At 47.6% G+C, this 23,729-nt stretch carries 22 protein-coding genes; 11 read left to right on the top strand and 11 right to left on the bottom strand.

Features of this window, described 5'->3' with window-relative positions; all coding sequences use genetic code 11:
• The first annotated feature begins 301 nt into the window (after nt 1-301).
• Nucleotides 302-2,257 (top strand): alkyl/aryl-sulfatase, encoded by a 1,956-nt coding sequence (locus L4D19_RS04865; protein ID WP_428451478.1) that lies wholly within the window; start codon nt 302-304, stop codon nt 2,255-2,257.
• 9 nt (nt 2,258-2,266) lie between these two features.
• On the top strand, nt 2,267-2,734 hold the full coding sequence (locus L4D19_RS04860; RefSeq protein ID WP_428451477.1) for a hypothetical protein: 468 nt from the start codon (nt 2,267-2,269) through the stop codon (nt 2,732-2,734).
• A 67-nt stretch (nt 2,735-2,801) separates the two neighbouring features.
• On the opposite strand, the gene L4D19_RS04855 is transcribed toward L4D19_RS04860, so the two are convergent.
• Together L4D19_RS04855 and L4D19_RS04850 are read right to left on the bottom strand one after the other, a co-directional pair.
• The gene (locus tag L4D19_RS04855) at nt 2,802-4,007 is read right to left on the bottom strand and encodes a NupC/NupG family nucleoside CNT transporter (RefSeq protein ID WP_083651739.1); all 1,206 of its coding nucleotides are present in this window, start codon (nt 4,005-4,007) and stop codon (nt 2,802-2,804) included.
• Nucleotides 4,008-4,009: 2 nt separating this feature from the next.
• The gene (locus L4D19_RS04850; RefSeq protein WP_075762649.1) at nt 4,010-4,555 is read right to left on the bottom strand and encodes an NAD(P)H-dependent oxidoreductase; all 546 of its coding nucleotides are present in this window, start codon (nt 4,553-4,555) and stop codon (nt 4,010-4,012) included.
• A 344-nt stretch (nt 4,556-4,899) separates the two neighbouring features.
• On the opposite strand from L4D19_RS04850, the gene L4D19_RS04845 reads away from it, so the two are divergent.
• From L4D19_RS04845 to L4D19_RS04820, 6 genes are all read left to right on the top strand, one after another.
• Complete coding sequence (locus L4D19_RS04845; RefSeq protein WP_428451476.1) at nt 4,900-5,301, top strand: DUF2170 family protein; 402 nt, start codon at nt 4,900-4,902, stop codon at nt 5,299-5,301.
• Nucleotides 5,298-5,984 (top strand): PspA/IM30 family protein, encoded by a 687-nt coding sequence (locus tag L4D19_RS04840; RefSeq protein WP_428451475.1) that lies wholly within the window; start codon nt 5,298-5,300, stop codon nt 5,982-5,984. The genes L4D19_RS04845 and L4D19_RS04840 overlap by 4 nt, the downstream gene beginning before the upstream one ends.
• A 60-nt stretch (nt 5,985-6,044) precedes the next feature.
• On the top strand, nt 6,045-7,067 hold the full coding sequence (locus L4D19_RS04835) for a potassium channel family protein (RefSeq protein WP_428451474.1): 1,023 nt from the start codon (nt 6,045-6,047) through the stop codon (nt 7,065-7,067).
• Nucleotides 7,068-7,137: 70 nt separating this feature from the next.
• A complete protein-coding gene (locus L4D19_RS04830; RefSeq protein ID WP_428451473.1) occupies nt 7,138-7,773 on the top strand; it encodes a YjfK family protein in 636 nt (211 codons plus the stop codon).
• Nucleotides 7,774-7,801: 28 nt separating this feature from the next.
• On the top strand, nt 7,802-8,218 hold the full coding sequence (locus L4D19_RS04825) for a DUF350 domain-containing protein (protein ID WP_075762644.1): 417 nt from the start codon (nt 7,802-7,804) through the stop codon (nt 8,216-8,218).
• An 11-nt stretch (nt 8,219-8,229) separates the two neighbouring features.
• The gene (locus tag L4D19_RS04820) at nt 8,230-8,847 is read left to right on the top strand and encodes a DUF1190 family protein (protein WP_428451472.1); all 618 of its coding nucleotides are present in this window, start codon (nt 8,230-8,232) and stop codon (nt 8,845-8,847) included.
• 86 nt (nt 8,848-8,933) lie between these two features.
• On the opposite strand, the gene L4D19_RS04815 is transcribed toward L4D19_RS04820, so the two are convergent.
• The 4 genes from L4D19_RS04815 to L4D19_RS04800 all read right to left on the bottom strand — a co-directional run bounded on the left by L4D19_RS04815 (nt 8,934) and on the right by L4D19_RS04800 (nt 14,660).
• Nucleotides 8,934-10,223, bottom strand: coding sequence for a cytochrome-c peroxidase (locus tag L4D19_RS04815; protein WP_428451471.1), 1,290 nt, complete (start codon nt 10,221-10,223; stop codon nt 8,934-8,936).
• A 221-nt stretch (nt 10,224-10,444) separates the two neighbouring features.
• Entirely contained in the window at nt 10,445-12,073 is a 1,629-nt protein-coding gene (locus L4D19_RS04810; protein ID WP_075762642.1) for a BCCT family transporter, read from the bottom strand.
• 96 nt (nt 12,074-12,169) lie between these two features.
• Nucleotides 12,170-13,294 (bottom strand): mandelate racemase/muconate lactonizing enzyme family protein, encoded by a 1,125-nt coding sequence (locus L4D19_RS04805; RefSeq protein WP_075762641.1) that lies wholly within the window; start codon nt 13,292-13,294, stop codon nt 12,170-12,172.
• A gap of 10 nt (nt 13,295-13,304) precedes the next feature.
• Nucleotides 13,305-14,660 (bottom strand): FAD-dependent oxidoreductase, encoded by a 1,356-nt coding sequence (locus L4D19_RS04800; RefSeq protein WP_428451470.1) that lies wholly within the window; start codon nt 14,658-14,660, stop codon nt 13,305-13,307.
• 146 nt (nt 14,661-14,806) lie between these two features.
• Here L4D19_RS04800 and L4D19_RS04795 point away from each other — a divergent pair, with 146 nt between their 5' ends.
• A complete protein-coding gene (locus L4D19_RS04795) occupies nt 14,807-15,460 on the top strand; it encodes a GntR family transcriptional regulator (RefSeq protein WP_428451469.1) in 654 nt (217 codons plus the stop codon).
• Nucleotides 15,461-15,474: 14 nt separating this feature from the next.
• Here the strand turns inward: L4D19_RS04795 and L4D19_RS04790 are convergent, their stop codons facing one another.
• From L4D19_RS04790 to L4D19_RS04780, 3 genes are all read right to left on the bottom strand, one after another.
• Nucleotides 15,475-15,750, bottom strand: coding sequence for a hypothetical protein (locus tag L4D19_RS04790; RefSeq protein ID WP_428451468.1), 276 nt, complete (start codon nt 15,748-15,750; stop codon nt 15,475-15,477).
• A gap of 261 nt (nt 15,751-16,011) precedes the next feature.
• Nucleotides 16,012-16,227, bottom strand: coding sequence for a hypothetical protein (locus tag L4D19_RS04785; protein ID WP_428451467.1), 216 nt, complete (start codon nt 16,225-16,227; stop codon nt 16,012-16,014).
• Nucleotides 16,228-16,315: 88 nt separating this feature from the next.
• On the bottom strand, nt 16,316-17,956 hold the full coding sequence (locus L4D19_RS04780; RefSeq protein WP_428451466.1) for an ATP-binding cassette domain-containing protein: 1,641 nt from the start codon (nt 17,954-17,956) through the stop codon (nt 16,316-16,318).
• 425 nt (nt 17,957-18,381) lie between these two features.
• Here L4D19_RS04780 and L4D19_RS04775 point away from each other — a divergent pair, with 425 nt between their 5' ends.
• Nucleotides 18,382-19,734 (top strand): sigma-54-dependent transcriptional regulator, encoded by a 1,353-nt coding sequence (locus L4D19_RS04775; protein WP_428451465.1) that lies wholly within the window; start codon nt 18,382-18,384, stop codon nt 19,732-19,734.
• 83 nt (nt 19,735-19,817) lie between these two features.
• On the opposite strand, the gene L4D19_RS04770 is transcribed toward L4D19_RS04775, so the two are convergent.
• Complete coding sequence (locus L4D19_RS04770; RefSeq protein WP_428451966.1) at nt 19,818-21,077, bottom strand: SLC5/6 family protein; 1,260 nt, start codon at nt 21,075-21,077, stop codon at nt 19,818-19,820.
• A 670-nt stretch (nt 21,078-21,747) separates the two neighbouring features.
• Complete coding sequence (locus tag L4D19_RS04765; protein WP_160648800.1) at nt 21,748-22,125, bottom strand: RidA family protein; 378 nt, start codon at nt 22,123-22,125, stop codon at nt 21,748-21,750.
• Nucleotides 22,126-22,659: 534 nt separating this feature from the next.
• Here L4D19_RS04765 and L4D19_RS04760 point away from each other — a divergent pair.
• A complete protein-coding gene (locus L4D19_RS04760; RefSeq protein ID WP_428451464.1) occupies nt 22,660-23,676 on the top strand; it encodes a TAXI family TRAP transporter solute-binding subunit in 1,017 nt (338 codons plus the stop codon).
• Nucleotides 23,677-23,729 lie beyond the last annotated feature (53 nt).

The following is a 23,729-nucleotide window of genomic DNA, read 5'->3' as shown; positions in this document are numbered from 1 at the left end:
ACGGGCAAATTAACCCTAAAAAGCTCTTAATAACCGACAAATGTACCATTGAGTGCATATGCGTTGTTTTACGCGCTTCAAACTTATAAGAAACAAGATGCAATAAATAATCAATAATTGAGACAAAGCACACTTTTAGCTTGAAGTAATAATGTCCTTGGAACGAATCAATGAGCAAAACACTCTAAATCGCATTTATGCGACTGACCTTTTACCCGTAAAGCTCCTTACATATTGAAAGAACAAGGTTCTCAACTATGTTTATACGAATGTATTGCCACTTCGTATTAAAGGGTTGTCTATGAGATGTATATTAGTTTCATTGGTCGCTGTTAGTGTTACCGCAGGGGCACTCGCCTCAGAATCAAAACCGGCGACCCAGGCGACCATTGAGGCGAACCAAGCTTTATATAAAGCCTTACCATTTCAGGACAAGAAAGACTTTGAACGTGCGCAAAAAGGATTCATTGCCAAACAGGACGTAGTTACTATTAAAAATGACCAAGGGAATGTGGTCTGGGATCTTGAGGAATATAAAAAATACATCACTCAGGACGCCAAGGCCCCCGATAGTGTCAATCCTAGTTTGTGGCGAAACGCACAACTCAATCTCATTAACGGGTTGTTTAAAGTCACTGACGGCATTTATCAGATCCGCGGTTATGACTTATCAAACATCACCTTTGTAGAAGGTAAGTCAGGCTGGATTGTATTCGACCCTCTTATTTCACAAGAAACAGCCCGCGCCGCCTTGGATTTTATCAATGCCGAACTGGGGGAGCGCCCTGTCACTGCTGTTATTTACAGCCATAGCCACATAGACCACTTCGGTGGCGTCCGTGGAATTGTCGATGAGGCTGATGTTGCTGCCGGCAAGGTTCAAATTATCGCCTCCCACGGTTTCACTGAGCACGCGGTATCAGAGAATGTCATTGCAGGTAATGCCATGGGAAGACGGGCAATTTTTATGTATGGCGCGCTGCTTCCTCGTAACGAACAAGGCAGTGTTAACGGCGGGCTCGGGCAAACCACTTCAACCGGTCTTGCGACGTTAGTAAAACCCACCCTGATCATCGAAAAAACGGGCGAAGAACATATTATCGACGGTGTGAAAATGGTGTTCCAATATACGCCGGGCACCGAGGCGCCGACTGAAATCAACACATGGTTTCCAGAGAAAAAAGCGCTCTGGATGGCAGAGAACAGCACTAACACAATGCACAACATATTAACTCTGCGCGGCGCACAGGTACGTGATGCATTGAAATGGTCCTATTATCTAAACGAAACTATCGAGCTGTGGGGCGATGAAGTCGAAGTAAAATTCCAGAGTCATCACTGGCCCATGTGGGGGCAGGAAGAGATAGTCAATTACTTCAAGCTTCAGCGTGATATGTACAAATATACGCATGACCAAACGGTTAGGCTGATGAATCAAGGCTACATTAGCTCAGAGATTTCCGAGATGATTCAGTTCCCGCAAGAGATCGAGCAAAACTGGAGTACCCGTGGTTACTACGGCACACTGCGCCATAATAGCCGTGCCGTTTACCAGCGCTATATGGGCTGGTACAGCGGTAACCCTTCGGATCTCAATAATCTCCCCCCAGCAGATGCCGCCGCTAAGTACGTGGAATATATGGGAGGCGAAGAATCTGCTATTGAGAAAGCTCAGAAGGACTTCGAAAGCGGAAACTATCGTTGGGTAGCCGAAGTGATGAAGCATGTGGTCTTTGCTAACCCGGAGAGCAAAAAAGGGAAAACACTACTCGCAGACTCCTATGAGCAACTTGGTTATCAGGCGGAATCTGGCCCTTGGCGTTCTGTCTATTTACAGGGAGCCTATGAATTACGCAACGGTACCCCGTCAGCTGGGGGAACCAATACCGCCTCGCCAGATATTATCAAAAACATGCCCCCCGAAATGTTATTTGATTATTTGGCGGTAAGACTGCTTCCTGAAAAAGCAGCCGGTAAACAATATGCTATAAACATTGATTTTACCGACCTTGAAGAGCAATACACACTGTATATCGAGAATTCTGTTCTCAACCACACAACGAAATTAAGTGACAAGCCAAATGTCACTCTCACGTTGACCAAAGAATCCTTAGACAATATTCAGCTGGGTATCATCACACTGGAAAAAGCCATTTCCAGTGGAAAGATAAAATTGAAAGGTGATAAGGAAGCCTTCAAAGATTTTGTGGGGATGCTGGATAACTTCAACTTCTGGTTCAACATTGTTACTCCATAGGAGAAACAGATGAAGCCAATATTTTGGTTGATACTATTAAGTCTGGCCTCTCTGGGAGCAAGTTTCTCTATACGGGCTTGCTCTTATGACGGGCAGTTCAATAATCCCTTCACCGAGAGCTTTCCGGGCTCACTTGATGTGGCGATAGCAACACAAGAGGCGCTTGAGCACAGACGTCTGGAGGCGATTGAAGAGCTGGAAGGGCAACGAGGATTAAGGCGTGCGAGCTGGTGGCTCAAATTAATGGTTAAACAACATAACAATGAGCTTGAGTCTGTGGCTTATATATATCTGGTGGACAGCCATCTTTGGTCCAGGATGACATCAGATAGCAGTGTAGATATTCACTCATCACCGACATCGCGAAACCAAGCGTCTGTGTTGTTACTGAGTGAAGCTACCCTGAGTGCCCTTATTCAGAACAAAGTTGATTTCAAGAGCGCGATTGCACTTGGCATCATGAAATTTTCTAGCTAGTAACAAGATTAAAAACACTTAAATTCAATGGCTAGAGAGTCCCCCCTCTAGCCATACGATTTATAAATTATACAAACAGACCCACGATAGTGGCGTTCATCAAGTTAGCCAATGTTGCAGCAAGCAGTACTTTCATACCTATTTGGCCGATAACACCTGCTTTGGTCGGGATCATTTTACTCAGTGCACCACATACCATGGCGACAGAGCCGATGTTGGCAAAACCACAGAGTGCAATCGTCATAATGGCCGTCGAGCGTTCGGTCATAACTATCTTGCCCATATTGGCGAAGGCGACAAACTCATTCATTGCAATCTTTTGACCAAGGAACGACCCGGCAATGGATGCCTCTTCCCATGGAATACCGATCAGCCAGGCAACAGGTGAGAATAAGGTGCCGAGGATCATATCGACCGACAACCCGGTGATATTGACCATTTCACCGATCGCGTTCAGGCCACCATTCAGCAATGCCATAAGTCCGATACAAGAGATGATCACCGCACCAACAATAGCGGCAATGCCTACCCCGGCAATCGCCCCTTTAGCAACCGCATCAATGAAACTGGTCGGCTTTTCATCATCAGGTAATTCAGGTACCTCATCGATAGTGACTTCTGTTTCAGGAATGATCAGCTTGGCAAACATCAGACCGGCAGGTGCCGACATGAAACACGCCATAATGAGGTAGTTAAGCTCAACCCCCATTCCGGCAAGTCCCGCCAGAATCGAACCCGCAATGGATGACAAGCCGCCGACCATCACCGCAAAAATTTGCGAACGGGTCAGAACACGGTGATAAGGTTTCACCAGCAAAGGAGCTTCCGTTTGGCCAAGCACGATATTACCGGCAGCATTCATGGATTCCGCACGTGAGGTACCCAGTACCTTTTGCAGCCCGCCGCCAATGATATAAACGAACCACTGCATAATACCAAGGTAATAAAGCAATGACGTCAACGAGGCGGTAAAGATAATTTGCGGTAATACCTGCAGCGCCCAGACAAAACCAATGCCATCAACACTGAAATTCACCAGGCTGCCAAAGGCAAACTGAATCCCCTCTGCGCCATAGCCAAAGACATTGCCAACCGCGTTAGATATAGACAGTAATACCCCGGCCCCCATCTCGGTCGCCAACACAAAGAAAGCAACTACCAGAATAATTGCAAACGCCCCGGCAACAGCACGCCAGCTAATGGCTTTACGGTTTTCAGAGAAAATAAACCCGATGCTCAGCAGCGTAATAATACCTAGTACAGACTGAATCATTGTTATTTCCCTACTAACGCGTTGACGGCATTCGTAACTTGCAGGGCATGCGCCTGCGCCAGATCGAGTGTCTTGGCTTTATCACCGCCCTCATTGGGATCAGCATTCAGCTCGAACGTCACAATCGTATCGACAATATCCATTTCTGCGGCACGGAACGCATGCTCGAAGGCTTTCTGGTAGTTGCCAAACGGCATGAAGTTAAAACCACTCTCGCTATAGGAGTCCGCTGTTGCACCGGCGGTTATTGAGAAAACAAGTTTCTTGCCCTTCAGCTTGCTGCCGTAGGGACCAAAGGCAAAGCCATAGGTAAACACGTCATCAATCCACTTTTTCAGTACTGCGGGAAAAGTGCTCCAATACAAAGGAAACTGAACAACAATCACATCAGCCCTTAACAGCGCTGCCTGCTCCTCTTTAATATCACCCTGATACACAGCCAGATTGTGAATTAGCCAATCCGTAGCCTGCTGATAGTGCTTGTAAATAGCCGCGTTGGCTGTTGATGCCTGTAGGTCTGGATGTCCGTCGATAACGAGTACATTCATAGAGTGATTCCTATAATCAAATTAAGCCGGATTGGTTGTTATCATCTTCTGTCCGGCTTGTATTTATCCGCTCAATAGATGCTGATTATAAAATCTCCAGAAGCCGCAAAGAGAGGACATTTGTCCCTCCCCAATAGAGGCAGTTCATACAATTGATAATGGTATGGAAATTCTTGAAAACGATTGGAAGCTGGTGACTGCAGGGCTAAACCTATCTGGCAAACGACACATCGGCTCACAAAAAAAGCAGCAAATTCACCAAAGAGTTATGGTAATTCATGAGTTTAACTTCATAATAAGAGTACGTTTTTCTTACCCCGACCACTTTAAATAAGGTATGACTAATGACGTGGCAATTAAACGATCTCCTCCCTATACTGTCTGAGCATGACGGCTGGGAAGTCAAAGAGCATGACCAAACACTTGTTATCCGCAATGAAGATAACATCGACGCATACCTTGCCGTTGCTGGCGAACAGATCCTGGTAGAGGTGTTACTGTTCCCGCACCAGCAGGTCAATAACATTCATGCTTTGAATGATCTGATCTTACGTACCCACAAAATGTTCCCGCTCTCGACCATTGGTATCAATGAAATTGGCGGCGAAAGCTACTATGTCGCTTTTGGCTCACTCTCTTCTCAGTCAAAAGCCGAAAGTATCCTCATTGAAGTTGCTACCCTATTTCGCAATGTCGAAGCCTTCATCGAGCTGTATCAGGATCACCTAACGGAGAGCACATCATGAGTGTATGGAAGAAACTATTTACTGCCATTAAAGGCGGTGCCAACGAAGCGGCAGAAACTATTGCAGACAATCAGGCACTGCGCATTCTCGATCAGGAAATCCGCGAAGCAAAGCAGGAGCTGCGCCGCTCTGACGAAGCCCTTGTCAGCATTGTCGCCAAACGCAAGCTGTCTCAGCAGAAAGTCGATGCTATCAATAACGGTATCGAAGAATACGAAGGCCACGCGCGTGCCGCCATGGACAAAGGCCAGCAGGAGCTTGCCCTGGAGTGCGCCCAGAAAGTTGCCGCTCTGCGCAATGAGCAAGATGCCGAGCAAGTGTATCTGGATCAGTTTGTCGCATCAGAAACAAGCATGCGTACCAACATTGCACAAGCCAAAGACAAGCTGCGCCAGCTAGAACAACAAGTTGATGTGGTCAAGGCTAACGAGGCGGTGCAAAAAGCGCAGTCTGCCGTATCGGCTACTAATGTCGGTGCCAATGCCAAAATGCATACGGCCGTTGAGTCACTTGAGCGTATCAAGCAACGCCAAGCTGAAAAGTCGGCCCAGCTAGAAGCTGCAGCAGAAATGGCAGAAGAGCAATCTGGCAGCAGCCTTGATAAGAAACTGGCCGATGCCGGCATTACCTCTGGCGGCAAAACATCGGCTGAAGACGAACTGGCTCGTATTTTAGGTAAGTAAGGCTGTTACTTTGGTTTTATTACTGACACACAGTTCGCACTCAGGCAAGCGGAGGTAATCATGTCGTTATGGATTCTCTTTCAGCGGTGGGCGGTACGAAACCTCACCCAACTGAACGGACGAAACCTACTGGTTACCCTGCTTAGCTACAGTGCAATCAGCTGGATACTGTTACGGATTGCCGGTGAACACGATCTTACCCGGTCGTTTACCGACTTTATCTATTACCTCTTCGTCACCGCCTCAACCGTCGGCTACGGTGATATGTCACCGACCACCACGATAGGCAAATGGGTCGCCTCGCTGTTTGTGATCCCCGGAGGACTCGGGTTATTTGCCTTATGCGTCGGGCGTGTTGCCAGCGTTTTTATTTACTATTGGAAAAGTGGCCTGCTGGGAAAACGGAGTCTCAAAGTGAACAACCATATCTTAGTGCTGGGCTGGAACGAGCAGCGCACGCTTCACCTGATCAAAATGCTGCAGCATGAAGAAAAAGGCAATCGCCCGATTGTGCTGTGCGTTCGCCCTGAAATTGAAAACCCGCTTCCGGGCGAGGTCGAGTTTGTCCGCGTTACCAGCTTTACTGACAACGAAGGCATGCAGCGGGCAGGAATCGAAGGTGCCAGCTGTATTCTAATCGACAACACAGAAGATGATATTACGCTGTCGGCAGCGCTGTTCTGTGCCAGCAAAAACCCCAATGCCCACCTGCTGGCCTACTTTAACGACGAGGCCCTCAGCCAGTTGCTAAAGCAGCATTGCCCCAATGCCGAATGTATTCCTTCGGTAGCGGTGGAAATGCTGGCAAAAGCAGCGGTAGATCCAGGGTCCAGCGAGCTTCACCATGAGCTGCTCAGCACGACTCAGGGGATGACGCAATATTCCGTTACCTACCCTGAAAACGCGGCGAAGACAACGATCGAGGCATTGTTCGCGACCTTTAAGCAACAATACGAAGCCACATTGATTGCGATTGATAGCGGTGACGGTGTCGAACTCAACCCTTCGCTAGAACGTGAAGTTCTGCCCGGAAGCAAGCTGTTTTATATCTCGGACGAACGTGTCGATAATTTTCAGTGGTAGCACCAATGGTTTACTACCGAAATTAGCATTTAGCCTTTGAGCAGGCGGAAGTTAGTGCTCAGGAGTCATTATGTTTGATTGGTTTAAAAAGAAAAAAACACCGGAAAAATCACTTCCCCAGGCCCCGGAAATCATGGGGCTGAGGCTGGGCGGAGCCTTTGAGTTAGATGACTTGAAGCTGCGACTTATCGAACCGGATCTGGTTATCGAAGGTGCCGCACGCACCCAGCTGATTAAAGCGGTGGGCGAAGTTGAACTGGATGAACAAACTCGGATATTACGATACTACACCGATGATGACGGGTTTATCCAGGTTCTCACTCACGGGCCCGGTGAGGCCGACATCAGCGAGGTCAAACTCTACTATTTCTACGACACCAAGCCGGTCGATACCGAATCAGAATGGAACCACCTGCTGGATAACCAGCTGGTGCAACCAAGCTGGGAGCTCGAAGGGCATACGTTTGAAAAGGTATGGGAAAACAGTCGACCTGTGGTGATGACGGAAAAAACCTGGATCGAGAGTGGTGCCATCAGCGAAACCGATCAGTTTGTGATGATTTATGAGCGTGATATCGGCAATGATATTTTTGAATCGGTCTTTGTCGCCGCAGAAGAAAAAATCATCCACAACCGCGCCGAGCGCAGTCTGGCAATCAGTACCGGCATCAACCTGACACCGACTGACTTCAAGCTCATTGGCTAGTCAGCCTTATTAACACTTAGGATTTCAAATGGAAGTTTTAACAGATTCACTGGCAGGCCTTGGCGCCTTTTTGCTCTACTTCTCGCTATCTCTTGCTTTCTTGATGCTGTTTAAGGTGATCTATGTTCGCTTTACACCGCATGACGAGTGGAAGCTAGTAAAAGACGGTCAGAACATTGCCGCCGCCATCGGACTCTCTGGCTCCATTCTTGGTTACTGCCTGGCAATTGCCGGCGCGGCAAGTAACTCCGTCAACCTTATCGATTTTGCGATTTGGGGTATTGTGGCGCTACTTGCCCAGCTTGTCGCTTTCTATATTGTCCGCTTTGGCTTTATGCCCAAAATCGTTGAACGTATCGAAGCAGGAGAAATCCCGGCCGGTATCATGATGGCTGCAACCTCAGTATCAGTTGGCTTGCTCAATGCTGCCTGCATGACTTACTAGGAGCGTCCATCATGAAACGAAGTAAGCAGGTCGTACTCGCAAGCATGCGCAAAAACTGGCGGACCTTCTCGGTGAAGCCGGTATCTGTCGCTTTTGCTGGTGCTGTTCTTTCCGGCTGTAGCGATAACGGCAGTGAGGCCATTATCTACCATACGCTGGATGACTGCATTGACGACAACCCCAACTATAGTCAGGAATGTCGTGCAGCCTATCAAGATGCACTAGAAGAAGCGGAACGCACAGCCCCTAAATATCGTTCGGAATATGACTGTACCGCCGAGTTTGGCATGAATGCATGTATGCAGGCACCCAGCAATAACTGGTACATGCCAGCAATGGCAGGTTTTATGTTTGGCCGTATGATGGACAGAGACCGCGGCTATTATTCTCAGCCGATGTTCCGCTCCTATTATCCGGGCAGCGTCTTCTATGATCGCTGGACCACCGCAGACGGCTACGATTATGGCCGCAGCAGCTATAAAAAAAGCAAGATCCGGGTGACAAAAGACCAGATGAAGCCTAAACCAACTGTCAGCCGGACTATTTCTCGCGGCGGCTTTGGTTCGACCGTATCGGCAAAATCTAGCTGGAGCAAATCATCCAGCGGCAGCAAGAGCTGGGGCGGCTAACCCGCCTTATTGGCACAATTGGCCAGCTCAACATTCCGTCGAGCTGGCCAACCTCTTCCTGATTTCTCGTTTCATCCTATCGTCAGTTACTCTGCAAACGGATCGCTAAACATAGGATTGGAGAGAAAAGTCTCGTCGGTCAGGGTATGCAGGAAAGCCACCAGCGCTTCTTTCTCCTCCTGGTCCAAATTCATCCTCACTGGTGCTCCCGTCGGGCTACCATTACGTCTCAGGTCTGGGCTGAGGTTCGGATGCGGCTGTACCCCGCTATTATAAAACTCAACCACTTCCATCAGCGTACTAAACCGACCGTCGTGCATGAAAGGGGCACCAACCGCAATGTTTCTCAGTGACGGGGATTTGAAAAAGCCCCCACCGGCACCCGGATCACCGCTGGTATCTGCATCCAAGCCGTTGATATGGCTGCGATCCATCGTATGTGCAGAGGTTTGGTGGCATTCAATACACCCCAGCGAGGCCTGCCTGCCGACAGGAAATCCCGAGAACAGTTTATGACCCAACATCTCCTGCTCAGTGAAGACGGCTTCAAAGTCCGGATCATTCCACTCTCCGGCGGAAAACGCCTGATCATACTTAGACTGATAGGAAACCATCGCCCGGATAAACTGCGCCATTGCCTCAGAGATACGCTGGCTGGTGATCGCCTCGTCACCGAAAGCCGCGGTGAACAATTCCGCGTAAAAACTGGTTTCTGCCAGCTTCACTTCCAAATCAAACAGGTTCATACCCATTTCAACCGGATCCTGAATCGGCATCAACACCTGCTCTTCCAACGTGGCCGCCCGCTCGTCCCAGAAGAAACTCCTCGGCTCATAATAGGTTGCATTAGTCAGGCTCATCGAATGGCGCCCGGTTTTTCCGCCGTCAAATCCGGTACTGAACTGAGCAGGATCGGTAAAGCCGTGCTGTTGGATATGGCAGGATGCACAGGAAATAGTGCTATTGACCGAAAGCCTGACATCATAGAACAAGACCCGCCCCAGCTTAGCTCCCGCATTGTTCACCGGGTTGGAAAACGGTGTATTATCCTGAGATCTAACATTGCCAAACGGCGATGTGGTCGCCGTATAATAGCGCGGCCTGGCTTCCAGGTAACGCACATAGTCATGTTCAGCGGTTAAATCGGGTAACGGCAAGCCGTCAATATCCGTTCGCGGCGCAGGCTCCTCTTCTGGCGGTGGATCTGGCGGCACAGGAACCGGCTCTTCCCCTACAGGCGAACCCGCAGCACCTTCATTACCTTCGCCAGAAGCGGCACTGACATCGCCAGCAAAACTGTCGTCGCTGGAATTATCGCGGCATGAAACAACCGTCGTCAGAGCGACGGCCAACAGAATACACATAGAAGTATTCATGATAAACACTCCAACCTAGCCTATATTATTTTGTTGTTATGTATGGAAAATTAGACTTTCAGCCTATTCCCCTATTTCACATCACAATAGCAGTTGGTTGGACTTCTCGAATCTGACTAATGAGAAGCAGAGTGTGTATATTCAGTTACCAAGATCGCCGATATAAAGAAAAAGCCATCCGTCTAAACGAATGGCTTTTGGTTTTTCTCACGGGTTATCAACTATCCCTGCTGATGGCTTTCCATCAAAGTAACCTCTTCTGTCTCCACCTCTTGTGGCTCGTTTTCAGCGCTTTGCTCAAGCTTATGCATCGCCTGAATTTCCATCACATTAAGGTGTGAGTAATCAGCCCGCATATAGCCGACGGTCTTATACAGCATATAAGAGGTCAGCAGCAGTATTGGCAATGCAAAGATCAGAATCGCCGACTGCATTGACTGTACCGGTGCATTAACCGTAATAAAGATTGTCGGTAGCGCGATAATAATCAGACACCAGAATATTTTCAGGTAGGTAGACGGATTGTTCTTCTCATCCAGTTTTTTCTGAGTATTACAAGCGACGGTAAATACAGAACCATCCAGGGTTGTCACCAGTAGCAGGAAGGTTGAAATAATGAATACCACCAGAATAACCGATGACAACGGTAGCGTATCCAGCGCCTTAACAATCGCTTCACTGGCTTGGCCATCAGAGACCATTTTGCTGATCTCAACCTTGCCGTCTAACTGGGTTTTCATCATGAAAGAGCCGACAATCGAGAACAGTGCTGCAATTCCTGCGGTACCGCCACCTATCATGCACACTACCACTTCACGAATTGTACGGCCTTTCGATACCTTGGTAACAAACACACACATTAATGGGATGAAAATCATCCAGTATGCCCAGAAGTATGCTGTCCAAGACTGAGGGAATTTCGCCTGATTAATAGCATCAGTGTACAAGCTCATCTTAATAAAGTTCTGAGCCCAAATTGCAATTGAAGAGCTGGTATTTTCCAGAATAAACTGAGTCGGACCAAATATTAAAATATACAGAGCAAGTGCTACGACAAAATAAGTACCGTTATTACTGATTTTCTGCATGCCTTTTTCAATACCAAAGAATGAACTGGCAATTAGTAATGCAGCAACAATAACAAGCATAGATAATTTAAGAACTAAACTGTCTTCAACACCAAGTAATAAAGAAACCGCTGCAGAAATAATTGGCACACCAAGAGACAAAACTATAATCAAACCAAAAATAAGTGCAATTGGATACATGACATCAATAACGCGACCGACAATTTTCGCTGTCGCCTTATTTTTAATCATCGACATCACAACATCGCTAATTTTCAGTGAACGGTTTTTTCGGATATAGAAGGAGTACATCACAGGGATAGCGGTAATGGCATAGATGGCCCAGGCTATAATCCCCCAGTGGTGAAGGCTGTAAGTAACTGCCCACTCAGCAGCTGTAACCGAACCTGCCTCGATAGCGAATGGCGGCGTCTTAATATAATAAGACCACTCAAGAAATGCCCAATAAACCGTACCAGAACCAACACCGGCAAGAGCCATCATGGCGATATAGGAAAAGGTCGAGAATTCAGGTTTCTCATTTCCCATTCGGATATGCCCGTATTTACTAAATACGAAAAAGGCAGCGAGAATAACAAGGCCGAATGCATACCAAAGAATTGGAGTACCAAAGTTATATGCAATCAGTGTAAATATATCACCGGCAATCTTGATTGCCTTATCAGGATTGGTTAAAAAGAATATTGAAATAATAGATACAATAACTAATGAGGTAATGATGCTAAACCTGTCAAAGTTACTTCTTCCCGTCGTACTTTTCATCACGTTTTGTCCCATTTATTAGTAAACCACTTCCACATCGTCACGGTGGATATATGGAAGTGGAATTTCCATTGCTAACGTAAGGTATTGTTATAATTATTCGAAAATATAATGAGCTACCGAACTTTCCCGAACAGCATCCCAATCCATTTCCACACCCAACCCATTGCCTTCCGGCGCATGGACATAGCCATCCTTGTCGGTGCGGATCTGCGTCTTGGATGCCAGCTCGAAGCTTTCATACGGATAAAACTGCTCAAAGAACTTACAGTTATGGTGAGCCAATGCCACGTGCAAATTAGCAGCCTGGGTGATGGTGTATCCCATGCTTTGGATCTCAAGGTTCTTCGAGTGACCTTCCGCAATAGCAAAACACTTGTTCAACGGAGTGATACCGCCACAAACAGTAGCATCCTGGCGAACATCTGACCAGAAGCCGTTGCCCAAGGCGTAGGTGACTTCCTGTAAAGTGAGCAGGCAGTTGCCGTGGCTGGAGATTTCCAGATCCGTTTTATCAACCAGACGCTGGTAAGTCTTATAGTCATAATCGGAAACCGGGGCTTCCAGCCATTCCCAGTCATAGCTTTCCATCAACTTGGCCATTTTCATCGCCTCAGCAGGCGTGTAGAAGGTGGCAGTATCCAGCATGAAACGGACACCAGTGTGACCATAACGTTCCTGAATAGCATTGACCAGCTTGACGTCTTTCTCATAGACACAGTAGCAATGCAGCTTGATCGCGGTAAAGCCGTGTTCTATACAGTCATCAACATATGGGAAGTAGTCTTCAACGGTATCGAACATTGGCGTCGACGCGTAAGAGAGCATCTTGTGACGGGCACCGCCGAGCAGCATGTACAGTGGCATACCTGCTTTTTTCGCCTTGATATCCCAAGCTGCGATATCAATCGGAGATTTTGCCGGTAGTCCCCCCCATGAGCAACGCGCCTGCAGCCAGGAATAGAGCTCTTCGGTCATCAGCGGGTTTTTGCCGATCAGGCCAGGAACGATAGTACGCATGGCTTCGATAATGCAACGGTCAAAGTCATTTTCGGTGTAGCTGATCGTTGCACCCACCCCTTCGGTACCGTCATTACAGATGATCCGAACGATGTTGTTGGTGTAGAGCAGAGGCTCCTGGTTATCAGCCCAAGGAATCGGCGGAGCGTCACGGTCAGCAACAGCGTACAGTTCAACTCGTTTGATCACGGTATCTTTCATGATGTTCTCCTTACAGGGCACTACCATTTTCGATCATAGTAGAGCGGATATCCTCGCCTTTCAGGTCTCGGATTCGTTTATTTTCATTAATCGCTTTGACAGCAGCAATGCCTGCTGCATGTCCGTATTCAAAACACTGTGCCGTTACACGGGCAGACGCCAGCGCTTCATGCTCGGCACTCAGGCAACGTCCGGCAACAATGATGTTTTCACCGACAACCGGTACCAGGGTGCTGAACGGTACATCGTAGTAATCATCAATCAACCAGTGCAGTTTCGGCTTGTCACCGGAGTGCAGCTCAATTGGCCAAGGGGTGCGGCAAATACCGTCTTCTCGTTTGCGGCAGTTCACCACATCGTCATTGCTGAGGGTTTCGACACCGACAATAGAACGAGTCTGGCGAATGCCCACCTCAACCCCGGTATCAACCACATACGCATCCTCGCAACCCGGCACATAGTTGTTCAGGAACTTGGCATAATCACGAACCTGACGGCGACCAAACACCTCGGCTTCAGTGAAGTCTTTCGGATCGATAACATTCAACATCCGACCATCCTGACCCGCCAGGCGCGTTGCATTTACCATCAGCTCACCGGGGCGAGTCGTTGGGAAAATCCAGATCTTGTGGCGAGGTAGGTCGTAATCGCCTTGCTGGTTAGCAGCCAGAATATTTTCGGTCACTTTCGGCGGACAAATAGTGTCGTCACCGTAGTAGTCCAGGTATTTGTCCATATCGACACCGGCAATGCGGAAGAACATCGTCGGGTTTTGAATACGTCCGTTGTCACCGAAGAAATAATCCATTCCCGCCCGGGCAATCAAGGCCGCATCACCAGAGGCATCGACAATCATCTTCGACAGAATTACGCTCTGACCGGCATTTGACTCGATAACCACCCCCTTAAAGGCATCGCCATCCATAATCACGCCAGTCACCGCGGTATGAAATAGAATATTCACACCAGCTTGTTCCAGAAAATCATCCGCTACTTCACGCCACATCAGCGGGTCATGCGTCACGGTGTAGGTTTTGCCATAACGCTGAGGGCCGGTTACGCCACCTTTATCTGCCAACGCTTGACGAAAACGTTCGGTAAAACCGAAAACCACCTGCTCTGGCTGTGCATCTGGCTCATCACTTGCCATGTACATACCGCAGATAGTGCCAGAGAGCCCGGCCACCGCCGCACCACCACAGAAGCCGTACTTTTCAATCAGCCAAGTGTTCTTGCCCATGCGTCCGGCAGTTTCCGCTGCTGCCACACCAGCCGCACCTCCGCCAATAACCAGGACATCAACTTCAGCCAACACCGGCAGATCCGGCACAGCCTCAAAGCGGCGAACAATTTTCCAATCTTTCATTACTACCTCACTAATAGATAACTGATAGTCATCTGATATATCAGTTGTGTATTTTGAATATATTCCTGATCTTTGTGTGATACAATGGCAATTGTCCTGATCGTGAGATCGCTCACTAAAATATTGCCCGAGGGAATAAGAAAACGATGAGTATAGGTTCAGCCAATAAGACAGAGGTTGCATACAATCAGTTAGAGCGCATGATTATTTTTCGTGAGCTGGAACCTGGAAGTATGGTCAGTGAAAAGCAACTCGCAGAAAATCTGGGCCTTGGCAGAACGCCGGTAAGGGAAGCACTTCAACGGTTATCTTATGAAAGAATGGCCGAGATCCATCCCCGCCGCGGGATCCAGATACCGGTTATCTCGGTAGAGTCTCAACTAAAAATTCTCGAAGTTCGCCGGGATATCGAAGCGCTTTGCGTCAGCTATGCAGCATCACGCGCGACAATGCAGGAAAAGCAACAAATGCTCGAGCTGGCGTCGAGCCTGGAAGAGTGTGCAAAGAATAAAGATGACCTGACGTATGCTGGCCTGCTGAAACAAATCCATACCCTGCTGGTAAAAGCGGCAAGCAATGAATATCTACAGCTTGCGATGGCACCTTTGCAGGGATTGTCTCGCCGTTTCTGGTTTGCCTACAAAAATGATACGTCGGATTTGACAGAAGCATCCTCATTGCATGCTTCCGTATTAAGGGCTGTCAGCCACACCGATGCAGAAGAAGCCGTTGCTGCCTCACACCGATTGAATGACTATCTGACCGATATGGCCTACCGCAGTATTACCGCGAGAAAATAAAAACCATTGTCAGGTTAGACTTTCATGTTCAGCAGTGTCCCAGTCATTTCATCAGCCCGGCGGATCACATTGGCACCCGCCTGGTTGTATGTCTGGGCCTGGATCAGATCGATACTGGCATCAGTGGGATTATTAATACCGGTTGGGGCAGATCCTTTCACCTCTGTCGCTTGCTCAGCCGTACTTGACCCACTCAGACTTGACTGCTGAATATCTTTCGCAGCCGTTGTTGCCATCCCTTGCGCCTGATTGAGCATGTTCACACCGGTATAATGCGCAGAAATCGTCATAGAGAAAGCCTATCAGGGTCAAAAGGTTAAACTGAGTCTCATGATGGGCCAGATCACCCAGACTGTCAATCAGGCAGGAATACTTGCCAAATAAAAGCCCAACCATGACTGGTCGGGCAAAATTATGTGTATCTGAAAGAATAGGTACAATTAGCGAGTTTACTCACTAATTATAGTCGGTGATATCCAGAGTCTGGCCATGCGTATTTCCAGTCACTGCCGCCTCCGTATCAGCGGCCGAGACACCACCTGCGGGCCTGCTCACAGGTCCCGTTTGGGTTTACCTTTCTTTCTCATCGCCATCAGCACCCAGAACAGTACGCCTGTTACCGCCACAGAAGCGATACCCAGTCCAAACATCACCTCGTCACCATGACCGACGCTTCTGAAAACCCGGTATAGCAACAAAGAGCAAATAAAGTACGCAGCGATTAATCCGAACAACTTAAAGAACTGTAATTCTTGAATTTTCTTCATCACAGTTTCTCTCCTACAGTTGTCTGTCAAACAGAAGTAGCGGCCTGCAAGAACAAACCGCCACTCTTCTGTTTTCCGGTTTATAAGATCAGTATGATCCATATTCCGAGAACGTTGCCTTCTCCGGGCCCGACTCTTTGTTTTCCCCAAGCGCCAAAGTGCGAGTGATACCTACCTCCTTCACAAAACAATCATCATGACTAATAAGGATCAGGCTGCCCCGATAGGTAGCGAGTGCCTGTGCAAGTATCTGTTTGGAGCCCAGATCAAGATGATTGTCAGGCTCGTCAAGCAACAGCAGGGTTTCGCCTTCCTGATGACTGACTACCAGCATCGCAACTTTCATCCGCTCGCCACCGCTCAGCGCTGACAAAGACAAATTCACCCGTTCGCGACGAAAACCGACACCGGCCGCCATGGTTCTCAACTCCGTATTCGAACAGACCGGACAAAGCCGCTGCAAATTTTCGAGTACAGTTTGCTGCTCATCCAGCAAACTGAAGTGCTGATCCAAATAGCAAAGCTGTGCCGCGCAACTCATATGGCCGGCTACAGGCGTTAGCTCACTGGTAATAGTTTTCAGCAAAGTCGATTTGCCACAGCCATTACTGCCTGTCAGATGAAGCCTGTCGCCATACTGCAGAAACAGGTTAATCGCACTGCCCTCTCCGTAGCGTAGCTTCATGGCAACCAATGCCAGTACAGAAGAAGCTCGCCGCTCTGATTGGTTAATCACAAGCTGCTGAGGCTTTACTTGCTCAAACTGGGCTTTTAGTTCAGAAGCTTTCTGTTCCGCCTGCGACAACTGATTGGCAAACTGTACCTTACGGGCCGAAGCTGACAGCTGCGCCGATTGCCGCATCCCATCAAGCAATAGCTTTGACTGGCTGCCGGATTGTCGCAACTTGTTTCCCTGTGCAGCACGCTGTTGGGCTTTTTCCATATTTCGCTGATACTGCTTGCGAATTTGCAGTACCTGCTTTTCAGCGTTGACCACAGAGCGCTCGATTGCTGCATGTTGCAGTTCTTTTTGACGGGCGTAGGAAGTATAGGTCCCCCCATAATGTCGAACTCCCTCAGCAGTTAGCTCCATGATCTCATCGACATGTTCAAGCAGCAGCCGATCATGGCTGATCAGCAAGATCCCGCCATCAAACGCACACATCTGTTCAACAAGCCATTGCCGACCAGCGCGATCAAGATGGTTGGAGGGTTCATCGAGGATCAGATAATCATAGTCGGCACCAAAGAGCTGCCATAACATCAACCGGGTTAGCTCCCCACCACTCAATCCACAACATGGCTTGAAGGGCTCGGGAGGCAAACCCATCTTTTGAAGCTGGAGGCAAAGTGCGTCCCTGGCTCCCCAGTCATCGCCAACCAAATCGAAATCAGCTTGCTCACAGCTGCCAAGCTCTATTCGCGCCAGCGCTTTCAGCTTGGCTGACATACCAAGAAAATCAGCAATTGTACCGAGTTCCCGGCGCTCTTGGTTCTGGGTTATCTGCGATAAATAGCCGACCTTTGCATTACAGACCACCTTACCGCTTTCCGGTATGCGATCACCGACTAGCACACTGGCTAGCACAGACTTACCGACACCATTGCGCCCGACCAACCCGGTGATCTGACTTCCCAAAGAAAAACTAATATTACTGAACAGCTGCTCGCCATTGTTATGGCTAACCGCAAGAGACTGCGCCAAAATTGGCGAGTGAATTAAGGTCATATAACCTCCTGAAACAATTCAGGGGCAATGGGTAACCGTCTGATACGATCCGTTTACGAATCGAAATGACATTTGAGTAAGGCTGATTACCGGCTGCTGCCACCAGCAATAAGCAAGAGGCAACACAATTAACTGGCAATAGCAGAGACGAAGTTACGCCCACTAACCCTGAGGATCCAAAAAAAAGAATAAAAGGATGTCAGGTGTTAGTTGTTCATCGTGGCGTAAACTCCTTATGAAATGATGGCGCTATTCTATACAGCCCCAATAGCCGTTTTCAATCTCTGAATTTCAGATAATGAGAAAATTAAGGCCAAATCACACTCTGTGGCAGGCGACCGTTAGCTTAATTGCGATACCCATCATTCCCAAATGTAGATACTTTTTTTACTGTATAGCCACAACAATAAACGGAAGTACACGGTATGCCGCAACAGGAAAACATGCACCTTGCCCTCATTGAGGATGACGACATCGTCCGCCAGGCCACCAGCCAGTGGCTGCAGCTGGCGGGTTACCAGGTACTGGAGTTCGCCAACGGCCAGTCAGCGCTAGACAATATTCCCGAGCAATTTCCAGGGATTATCATCAGTGATGTCCGGCTACCTGATATCGACGGTATGGCACTGCTTCCCCAACTCCTGACACGTAACCCTTCCATTCCGGTGATCCTGATCACCGGCCATGGAGACGTCGATATGGCGGTAAAAGCCCTGCATGAAGGGGCGTTCGATTTTGTCGAAAAGCCTTTTAATCCGGAGCGACTACTTGAAACCGTCGCCAGGGCACAAGAGAAAAGGCAAACCCAGGTTAATTCCGATGAAAGAGAGCGCTATCTGGAGCAGGCGGAAGGATTGGAAAAAATCCTGATTGGCCGCAGCAATACGATGATTAACCTGCGCCAGCAGCTACTCAAAATTGCCTCTATCGATACCAATGTCATCATTTATGGTGAAACTGGCTGCGGCAAAGAGCTTGTTGCCCATTGCCTGCACCAGGTCAGCCAGCGCAACAACCACGAGTTCGTACCGCTGAACTGCGCAGCAATTCCGGAAAACCTGTTTGAGAGCGAGCTGTTCGGTCATGAAGCAGGGGCGTTCACCGGAGCCATCAAGCGCCGGATCGGCAAGCTGGAATTCGCCGACAAAGGCACCTTGTTCCTTGATGAAGTAGAAAGTATGCCACCGGGTATGCAGGTGAAAGTATTGCGATCCCTGCAGGAAAACACCATCGAGCGCGTTGGCGGTAACACGGTAATCAAAACCGATCTCCGGGTGGTGGCTGCGGCGAAGGAAGATCTTCAGCTTCATCCGGAATTCAGGCAGGATTTGTTTTACCGCCTCAACGTGGCACAGCTTTACTTGCCGCCACTTTCAGAGCGCGGCGATGATATTTTGCTGCTGTTCGAACACTATACCCAGCAAGTTCATAGCGGCACCCGCAAAGCAAGCCCAAGCGATCAGCAAGCGCTGCTCAGCTACCCCTGGCCTGGTAACGTCCGCGAGCTAAAGAATGTCGCCACCCGCTTTGCCCTCGATAACTCACTGACTGTCGGTGAAATTCTGGCTGCCCGCCCGAACCTCACTACAGAGCCATCCAGCGCCGCCCTGCCGCTGGCAATCCAAGTCCAGAACTTTGAACGCAAAGTTCTACATGAAACGCTACAACGTCATAACGGCAGCATCATAGACACCATGGGGGAACTCGATCTACCACGCAGGACTCTCAACCAGAAAATGCAGAAATACGGTCTCTACCGAAGCGACTACACCGAGTGACCAAGCTTGGTGAATTCTGCTTATGATTTTGCACAAATAGAAAAAAAGCGACCCGGAGGTCGCTTTCTCTAACGGTATCAATTTTAAATAAAAGCCAGTATCGGTGAGATACAAAGCAGGATACCGGTAACAATAATCATATTGGTCGCCATCCCTTTATATTTGGCCAAGTGTGGTACCTTGTGTACCAGATAAGCAGGGATCAAACAGCCAACCAAGCCAAATACCGGGCTACAGATTGAAGTGAAAGACAGGATTGGGGCATTAATGGCAATCGCACCCCATGCCAACAAGATAATGAAAACCGTCACCAGCTTGTTCACCAGGTTCTTATCAATCGCAGACTCGTCATATTTACGCAGAAGCATGTTCATACATAGTCCGGTACACGCTTCCTTGAACGCCAGGAACACACCAAAGAACGACGTCACAACCGCAAAGATATTGATAATAATACCCGCAATTGTCGCCCAGCTGCCCGGGAAGTAGTGAGCAATAATCGCCAGTGCCGAAATATTCTTGTTCATTGCCTCTGTTGCCTGCTCTTGGCTAATCGCGAAGGTGAAAGACACAGCAAAAAAGAACACGATAACAAACAAGATAGCAAAAGCGATTTTCATTGCTCTTGATGCTTTATAACGCGCAACCTCAATAGATTTTTCATGTGAACGGTATGAAATAACCATTGGGCTTAGTGACTGAATAAAGAGGATAGAAGTCAGCGTAAACGGCAGGGTGATAATTGCATCTTTCAGCATTGAACCCCATGCACCCACCTCTGGAACGTTTGCCATATCCCAACGCGCCACAAGCAATACGCCCATGATAGCAACCAGAGATAATACTGTTACAGCCATAAAACCAGATAGCTTAAACAGTAACTTTTCACCTTTTGAACCGATAAAAGACAGAATGCAGATTAAGGCAAGGCCATAGAATACGTTATCATTTAAATGGCCTTCGGTTACCCCGAAAGAATGCAGGTAGGAAGCACTGTCATTAGTCACCGCAAGAGAATAGACTAATACCCAGATAACCAGCATTACAAAATATAATGCCCCTAATGCCATCCCCCAGTTTTTCCCTAAATAACCAGTTATCACTCCAGGATAGTCTGTACATTCTTTCGACTCTGCCAACGTATTAATAAATAGTTTCTGGAAAAGATACATCGCAGGATAGCCGATAACAGATGAAAGCAGGAAAACCCACAATCCCATTACTCCAACCTGAACTGGAAGAAATACAATGCCAGCACCGATTGCCATCCCGATACTCATGACAATCCAACCAATATCGACACTGTCAAACTTGATCGCCTCTTTCCATTCGGCTTTGGTCATATTTGCCTTTTCGTGTAATTCGACACTCCCGGTATCTATAATCGTCGTACTTGTATTGAGTTGATCACTCATATTATTGTGCTCCAATGCTGTAGGAATTTATTGGTAAGATCTTCATTATTATTTACACACATTAACCCCACCATAACAATTGCAATATTATGATGATATTAAGTCACACCCTGTGTTAGTCATTAATTGGAAGCATACGCTTTGAATGAGAGAAAAAAATTTCAAAATTCTATTTCACGCCCAGGCAAATAGAATGTTTTTACTGCATACTCATTCACGCACAAAATAATTTTCTCCAGCTTGATTCAGGATAATTTTGAGCTAACTATATCATGATAAAGTTTTGATCCAATTCAAAAATTGAACAAAAATACAAATTCACAAACACTTATTAACTACATGAAAAACAGGATGGTCATCACATATTTATCATTCTATTAATTACAGAGCAATGCGTAACCACCATAAGAGAAACTGTCTCTATATTGACAAGACATAAAACAGATAAGACAAATGATAATAGATAATATTATTGGGAGGAGTGGTGTTCGGAAGTACAGGTTGCAGTTTTGTTAGAGATGTTTTTGTATTTCTTTCATCATCAAAAAACAAACAAAAAAAAGCCCGAATATTCGGACTTTTCTCTATTTGCTATTTATTATTCAGAAACAGCAATGACTTCAATTTCAACTTTCGCATCCAGAGGAAGACGCGCAACTTCAACACAGCTTCGTGCCGGACAATTTGCACCAAAGAAAGCGGCATAAACTTCATTAACAATGCCAAAGTCATTTAGGTCTTTTACAAATACGGTTGCCTTAACGATATCTGCTTTTGTCAAACCAGCCTCGTTGACTATCGCTTCAACATTCGCCAAAGATTGTTTTGCCTGCGCAGCAACATCTTCCGGCATTTTGCCCGTCTCAGGATCTAGCGGTAACTGACCAGAAGTGTATAGCATATTTCCGAACTTCTTCGCCTGAACATACGGGCCAACGGCTGCAGGTGCCTTTTCTGTATTTACTGTTTCTACCATGAGTTCCTACTTTCAATATAGTGTCATTGAAAAACAGCGATCACTTATCGCTATTTAGATCATGGAAGTAATATACGCTTTCATCAGGGGAAAACCTTCATCAATATTGCTATGAAAGCAACATAGAGTAGAAAATATTTCTCTCATTTAAGCTTCAAAGATTGATTTGCCAGAGACGTCACAGTTTACCAGGACAGGGCAATCAGTATGCGAAATACCTGATTGACGATAGGCTATTTTTTGCCGACACCTTTTACGGCCTTATTTGTTAACCATTTCACACAACCGGGCCAAGAAGTAAACACATTGCTAACAAGCACCCATAATTAGCCCCATCTATCGGCAATTTTTTGCTCATCATTAAAGACACCAAATAAGCAAGAACTTGCTCGTTTTATTTGTGAATATTATTTATCCCCATCATTTCAAATAGTTACAAACTGGCACTTCACTTGCTATTGGACTAAAGAGTGTAAAGCGTCACTAAGCACAAATTCACAGTGAACAACAGGTACTTCTACACGGAGCGTAAAAATGTTTAAAAAAGCACTTATCACCTCAATCATTGTCGCCACTTCAACCATGGGAGTTTTCTCCACAGCAACGCAGGCAGCCGAAAACCGCAGCTATATCCTGGCGACAGCTTCAACTGGCGGTACGTACTATCCGGTTGGTGTAGCCCTCGCTACGCTAAGCAAAATTAAACTAGAACCCAAACATCAGTTTTCTCTGGCAGCCATCAGTTCCGCGGGCTCGGGCGAAAACGTCAAGCTTCTCAATGAGAATGAAGCCCAGTTTGCCATTTTGCAGGGGCTCTATGGTGCCTGGGCCTGGAACGGTCAGGGACGCTTTGAGAAAAGCGGCCCACAGAAGCAGCTTCGCTCAGTGACCATGTTATGGCAAAACGTCGAGCACTTCGTGGTGCGCTCCGATTTGGCCAAAACAGGCACCGTAGCCGATCTAAAACAAATGGAAGACAAGAAGTTTTCTATCGGTAAGAAAAACTCGGGAACAGAAGGGTCTGGCCGCCAGATCATGTCCGGTCTGGATATCAACCCTGATACCTTCAACCTTGCCTACCTTGGTTACGGAGCCAGCGCCGATGCGATGCAAAACGGTGCCATTGACGGCATGAACACACCTGCCGGGGTACCGGTAAGTGCCGTAACCCGCGCCTTTGCCGCAATGGGCGAGAAAATCCAGATTCTGTCCTTTACCGATGAGCAAATCAAACAGGCCAACAGCGAATACAGCTTGTGGACCAAGTTCACTATTCCGGCCAACACCTACCCGGGCCAGAGCAAGCCGGTCACCACCATTACCCAGCCAAACTTCCTCGTCGTACGTGAAGATATTGCAGACGACGATGTCTATCTGCTTACCAAAGCAATTTACGAGAACCTGCCATTCTTGAACGGCATACACAAAACCACCAAAGTAATGGCTATCGAGAAAGCCATAGACGGCCTACCAGTACCACTTCACCCAGGTGCTGCACGCTACTATCAAGAAATGGGAATCGAAGTACCGTCCCACTTAATTGCACAGTAATCGTAAATCAATCGAGATCCCGCAGTACAGGAAGTGCTGCGGGTTTCGAGGAG

This window comes from Photobacterium kasasachensis (genome assembly GCF_050336885.1).
GTDB classification, from domain to species: Bacteria; Pseudomonadota; Gammaproteobacteria; order Enterobacterales; family Vibrionaceae; genus Photobacterium; species Photobacterium kasasachensis.
Note: the sequence above shows the minus strand (reverse complement) of the source record. Positions and strands in the feature narration are given on the sequence as shown.